At 62.8% G+C, this 5833-nt stretch carries 6 protein-coding genes; 4 read left to right on the forward strand and 2 right to left on the reverse strand.

The window, feature by feature from the left end; translation table 11 throughout:
* Window positions 1–175 precede the first annotated feature (175 nt).
* The 4 genes from IVB32_RS26870 (at window position 176) to IVB32_RS26885 (ending at window position 3845) form a co-directional block, all read left to right on the forward strand.
* Window positions 176–937: a hypothetical protein gene (locus tag IVB32_RS26870; RefSeq protein ID WP_247411831.1), complete on the forward strand. Its 762-nt coding sequence runs from the start codon at window positions 176–178 to the stop codon at window positions 935–937.
* A gap of 101 nt (window positions 938–1038) precedes the next feature.
* The gene (locus IVB32_RS26875) at window positions 1039–1722 is read left to right on the forward strand and encodes a hypothetical protein (protein WP_247411833.1); all 684 of its coding nucleotides are present in this window, start codon (window positions 1039–1041) and stop codon (window positions 1720–1722) included.
* Between the two features lie 123 nt (window positions 1723–1845).
* Entirely contained in the window at window positions 1846–3111 is a 1266-nt protein-coding gene (locus tag IVB32_RS26880; protein WP_247369564.1) for a M20 family metallopeptidase, read from the forward strand.
* Between the two features lie 68 nt (window positions 3112–3179).
* The gene (locus IVB32_RS26885) at window positions 3180–3845 is read left to right on the forward strand and encodes a trimeric intracellular cation channel family protein (protein WP_247369561.1); all 666 of its coding nucleotides are present in this window, start codon (window positions 3180–3182) and stop codon (window positions 3843–3845) included.
* 268 nt (window positions 3846–4113) lie between these two features.
* Here IVB32_RS26885 and IVB32_RS26890 read toward each other — a convergent pair whose 3' ends face one another.
* Together IVB32_RS26890 and IVB32_RS26895 are read right to left on the reverse strand one after the other, a co-directional pair.
* Window positions 4114–4860, reverse strand: a complete 747-nt coding sequence (locus IVB32_RS26890; protein ID WP_247411834.1) for a transporter — start codon at window positions 4858–4860, stop codon at window positions 4114–4116.
* A 357-nt stretch (window positions 4861–5217) separates the two neighbouring features.
* Window positions 5218–5833, reverse strand: a 616-nt coding sequence (locus IVB32_RS26895) for a HAMP domain-containing sensor histidine kinase (RefSeq protein WP_247411835.1), incomplete at its 5' end; no start/stop codon positions are given.

Below are 5833 nucleotides of genomic sequence, written 5' to 3' on the forward strand. Positions count from 1 at the left end.
AGGATACGGTGATGCCCACCACCAAGCCCGTATTTCACTGCTTTTGACGCTCAGACTGCGTGCGATGCCAGCCTTGGAGGCATGCCGTCCGGATTGAGAAGGCCCACGTCAACGTGCGCATGCGGAGAGGCGGTGACCCATGAGACGTATCAGACTGCTTTTCGCCGGAATCGCCTTGCTTTCCGTCGATGCCCACGCCCAAGAGGCGGCGATCAAAATCGATCCTTCGAAAATGATGCGGATAAGCTCGATCGATAAGCGGTTCCAGTCCTACAACATCGAAATGTTGGAAGTTACCGGCGGGATGTTCTGGAAGCCATACGGTCCGGTTTCGCGGAAGCAACCAAGCGGCACTTCGCAGAAATCGGATGTCCCCGCCGGCATGGACGCCAATCTGTACGAATATCGTCCGCCGGTCGATCTTTCGAACGGCAAGCTTCGCAAGCTCGCATCTGCGTTGGGCCCGGCGTACGTTCGAGTGAGCGGAACGTGGGCGAATACGACGTACTTCGCGGACGCGGATCCGGCGCCTTCGTCGCCGCCCTCCGGATTCAGCGGCGTGCTCAGCCGCGAACGGTGGAAGGGAGTGGTCGATTTCGCGGCGGCGAGCGATGCGAAGATAGTGACGTCGATGGCGATCAGTCCTGGGGTTCGCGATTCAGCCGGCGTCTGGACGCCTGGCCAGGCGAGGCGGCTTTTCGATTACACGCGTTCGATCGGCGGCGACATCGCAGCGGCCGAATTCATGAACGAACCTACGATGGCGACGATGGGGGGCGCGCCGAAAGGCTACGACGCGGAGTCCTTCGGTCGCGACTTCAAGCTCTTCGCGTCGTTCGTCAGGCAGGCGGCTTCGGGCATGCGCATCCTGGGCCCTGGCTCCGTAGGCGAGACGACGGCTCCGGATGCGATGATACACTACGGGTCTCAGGCGTGATAGCGACGTCTGACATGCTTCGACGGATGGGTACGGACCTCGACGCGTTTTCCTACCATCACTATGGAGCGGCCTCGCAACGATGCGCAGGAACGGCCGGAATGCCGCAGACGAGCGCTGATACGGCGCTCTCCGAAGAGTGGCTCGCCCGCACCGACCTGACCCTCGCGTTCTATCGCAACCTTCGTGACGAGTTTGATCCCGGAAAGCCGATGTGGCTTACCGAGACGGCAGATGCCGCCTGCGGCGGAAATCCCTGGGCCTCCACGTTTCTCGATACTTTCCGATATCTCGACCAGTTGGGGCGCTTGGCGAGGCAAGGTGTTCAAGTGGTGATGCACAACACTTTGGCGGCGAGCGATTACGCGCTCCTCGACGAGAATACGTTGAGCCCGCGCCCAAATTATTGGGCTGCGTTGTTGTGGCGCAAGCTGATGGGGACGACGGTTCTGGACTCCGCCGTTGAGATCGCCGAGGGGCAGCATGTCTACGCGCACTGCCTGCGCGGCGTGCCCGGCGGCGTCGCCCTGCTTGTCCTAAACAATTCAAACAGTGAGACCGTCATGGAGATACCGCTGGAAGGCAGGCGATACACTCTCTCCGCCGAGCAAATGCGGAGCGGCGATGTCGAATTGAACGGGATGTTGCTCAAGCTCGACGAGGGGGGCGATTTTCCGGCCATCGAAGGCGCGGCGACCGCCACGGGATCCGTGTCGTTCGCGCCGGGTACGATCACTTTTCTGACAATCGGGAGTTCACGGAACGCTGCTTGTGGCAGTTCGTGAAAGAGATTTGGGAATGGCGTCGCCGTGGCCTAGCCGAAGCTTCGTCAGCCCAGTCAAAATCGCTTGCGCCAAAAAAGAAAGGAGCGAAGACTGGATCGCTTCAGTCATGCGATGGAGCCGCCCATGACCGTCAACGGGAACTCTTCCGATCCGGCACTCCGAAACCTGGAAGCCCTGCTCCCCGACTTGGCTGATCTCTACAAGGACGTGCATTCGCATCCCGAATTGTCGATGCAGGAGACCCGCACGGCGGGACTGGCGGCGGACCGTCTTCGTGCCGCTGGTTACGAAGTCACGACCGGCGTCGGCAAGACCGGCGTTGTAGGTCTGCTCCGGAACGGCGAAGGGCCCACCGTAATGCTGCGCGCCGACATGGATGCGCTGCCGGTCCAGGAGGCAACCGGTCTTTCCTACGCCAGCAAGGCGACGGCGACGGATCGCGACGGCAACACCGTTCCTGTCTCGCATATGTGCGGCCACGACATGCACGTCACCTGGCTGGCGGGCGCCTCCAAGCTGATGGCGGATGCGCGGACTTCTTGGCGCGGCACGTTGATGGCGGTCTTCCAGCCCGCCGAGGAAACGGGCGAAGGCGCGCAGGCCATGATCGACGACGGCCTGTTCAAGCGCTTTCCCAAACCGGACGTGATCCTGGGCCAGCACGTCATGGTGGGTCCGTCTGGCACGGTCGCCGGCCGCGCCGGCGCGATCACGTCGGCGGCGGACAGCCTTCAGATACGGCTGTTCGGACGAGGGGCGCACGGCTCGATGCCTCAGGCCAGCATCGATCCCGTCGTCATGGCCGCCTCGACCGTGCTGCGGCTGCAGACCATCGTGTCGCGCGAAGTCGCTGCCGCTGAAGCCGCCGTTCTGACCGTGGGCGTCCTGCAGGCAGGCACCAAGGAGAACGTCATTCCGGACGAGGCCATCATCAAACTGAATGTCCGGACCTTCGACGCCGGGGTCCGCCAGCGCGTCCTGGCCGCCATCGAGCGGATTGCCAATGCCGAAGCGGCCGCTTCGGGAGCGCCTCGACCGCCGGAGATCACGACCATCGATCAGTACCCTCTCAACGTGAACAACCAGGAAGCTACAAGCCGCGTGGTGGATGCGTTCCGAGGATATTTCGGCACCGACCGTATACGGGCAACGGGTCCGGCCCCGGCCAGCGAGGATTTCGGATCGTTTGGGTCCGAATGGCATGTGCCATCGGTCTTCTGGTTCGTCGGTGGCACTGATCCGGCGACCTATGCGAAGGCCAGGGAGGCGAACAAGATCAACGAACTACCGGTCAATCACAGTCCGAAATTCGCGCCCGTTCTCCATCCGACGCTGCAAACCGGCGTCGAAGCGCTGGTCGCGGCGGCACGCGCCTGGCTGCCGGCCTAGAATGCCGGTCTGTTTCCCGGTCGATCGAAGCATGCTCGTCCTCTCTTGAGGCAAGGAGAGCCGGATCAATGGACAAGCTTCCGATCGTACTCGATCTGACCGGCACTTTCGTCTTCGCACTCAGCGGGGCATTGGCAGGCGCGAGGCGAGAGCTCGATCTGTTCGGCGTTCTGGTTTTGTCGTTCGCTGCCGGCAATTCGGGAGGGATCACGCGCGATCTTCTGATCGGCGCCGTGCCGCCCGGTGCGGTCGGCGACTGGCGCTATCTCGGCGTGTCGCTCGTGGCCGGCCTCATCACCTTTTACTGCTCGCCCCTCATCGTGCGGATGTCGAATCCGATCCTCATTTTCGACGCTGCGGGCCTCGCGCTATTCGCCGTCGCAGGCTCGTCGAAGGCGCTGTCGTTCGGGCTAAATCCGCTAATGGCGACGGTGCTGGGCGTGGTCACCGGGATCGGCGGCGGCATGGTGCGCGACGTCTTGCTGGCCGAGATTCCGACGGTGCTACGCGCCGAACTCTACGCCGTCGCGGCCCTTGTTGCGTCGGCAATCGTCGTGGTCGGCCACATGATGCAGTTGCCGGTCGCCGCGGTCACGTCGATGGCGCTGATTTCCTGTTTCTTGCTCCGCGTCGTGGCGATCAGGCGAGGTTGGCGCCTTCCGGTCGCGAAAATCGCGAAACGCAAGGACGCCGACGTCGCGAAGCGAAATCAGACGGGACCCGGAAGTTCCTAAGCGCGGATGCGCAACGATCGGCTCCGGATCCCTCGGAGAGCGGAGGCTGGAATGGCAAAGAGGTCATCGTTTGTGGCAAGCTGTTCGACGGCTGAGCGACGCGATGTGCGGACCGGCGGAGATCTTGATCGAAGACGATGCCATTTCCGAGGTGTCGGACTCGGTCGGACGTCCAGGCGGAGCGAATGTCATCGGCCTCGGCGACCGGACCGTGTCCCCCGGCTTAGGCGATATGCCGAGGCCGCCCGCCATGCTGGGACCGCGGTCTTCAGAACGTGAAGAGGATGGAAGCGTACCAAGAGTAGCGTCCGGTCTCGGACGCGTTTTCGAGTCCGCGTCTTACGTAGCCTAGCAGATGATAGTTGTCGGACACGTCGTAGCGCCATCCGACGCCCACGCTCGTCGCTGCTGGCGTTCCCTGCGAATCCGCGGTGGCGTGAAACAGCTCTCCGCCGATCTGGAGTTTGGGGAGAATCTGATAGTTCGCCACCACGCCGGCCTGGCAGAAGCTGGCGGTGCGGACTTCGTTTAGAGTGCAGCCGCCGCCGCCGAAGGCCGACCATTGCTTGCCGAAATCCTTCTGCACCCAGATCGGAAGCAGCAGCGATGCATGATCGTCGCCCGTGACCCCCGATCCGCTCGGCAGGAATAGACGTGGAAAGACGGCGACCTCGAAACCGAATCCGTCTTGGTGGAGGAAGCGGTACTTTGCCGCGAGTTCGACGTTGCTTGGACCGAAACGCGTTCCGCCGCTTGCGGCGTCGGTGTAGCCTGCCGGCATGGTGGCGGTGAGTTGGAGATCGCGCGCAGCACCGTAGTTGAAGTCGACCCCCGTCTCGCCAGACGTGCCGGCGCGCGTATTGGTTCCGTTGACGAAGGAATAGATCTCGAAATGTCCGGTCTCCGTGGGCTCCGGGTCGTCGGAAACGAACGGTGGACCGGCCAGCGAGGGAGTGGCGGTCAGGAACAGGATGCCGCCGACGGCTATCAGCCAACGGACCAATCTTTTCGCCACCCGGTGTTCCTCCCATTTGCGATATTTTCGATATGGCGGGCCGGCGGCGGTGGATCGACCGCGCCACGCCCGTCCGTCACTCTCGATTCTTGATCGACGAGACTTAGCCGAGCCTTAGGGATTCTTCGTCAAGTCGATCGCCGGGCGATCGGGTACGGCCGATCCATTCGGCGCGAGCAATCCCCGCCGAGTCGAGCGGCTTCGGGGGGACCGGACCGACTGCAACGCATTCACCGTGCTTGGGAATGCGCGCCACCCGCCCGCTCAAGAGTTCATCGGGCTTTGCCTAGCGGCGCCTTAGGAACCGACCGAACGATTTAACGGCTTCGACGCGCTGCGCCGGGTGTGCGCGACCCATCAATCCGCGGCAGGCAATTTGACGGTCGCGCGAAGGCCGCTCCGCTCGGGTTCTGTCAGATTCTCGATTTCGATCGAACCGCCGTATCTGGCGACAATGCGCTTCACGATCGAAAGCCCGAGACCCGATCCGTCTCCGGACGGCTTAGGTCCGCGGTAGAACGGCTCGAAGATTCGCTCTATATCTCGCGGCGGAACGCCGGGTCCGCTATCTTCGATCTGCAGGACGGCCTGCCCGGATTCGCGATAGATGCCCACATCCACCCGCCCTCCATCCGGCGTGTATCTCACCGCGTTTTCGACGAGGTTGCGGACAACGGAGGCCATGGCCACCGGATCGGCGCTCACGGAAACATGTTCTGCCATTGTGAAGCCGAGATCGACGTTGCGTTCGGAGGCTTCGGCCAGTAGATCCGCGACGACTGCCTTGACGATCTGCTCCAGGTGGACCGTCTCCTCGACCTCGGGAGAGGCGAGATCTTGCCGTGCCAATGCCAGAAGTTGATCGAGAAGATGCCGGGTCCGGCTCATCCCGCTTTTCAAGGCTTCGAGCCGGTCCCGCGCCCCCGGCGGCATGTCGAGCGGGTCAAGATTTTCAGCCTGCAGGCCAAGAGCC

The organism is Bradyrhizobium sp. 23 (assembly GCF_023073295.1).
Taxonomy (GTDB): domain Bacteria; phylum Pseudomonadota; class Alphaproteobacteria; order Rhizobiales; family Xanthobacteraceae; genus Bradyrhizobium; species Bradyrhizobium canariense_D.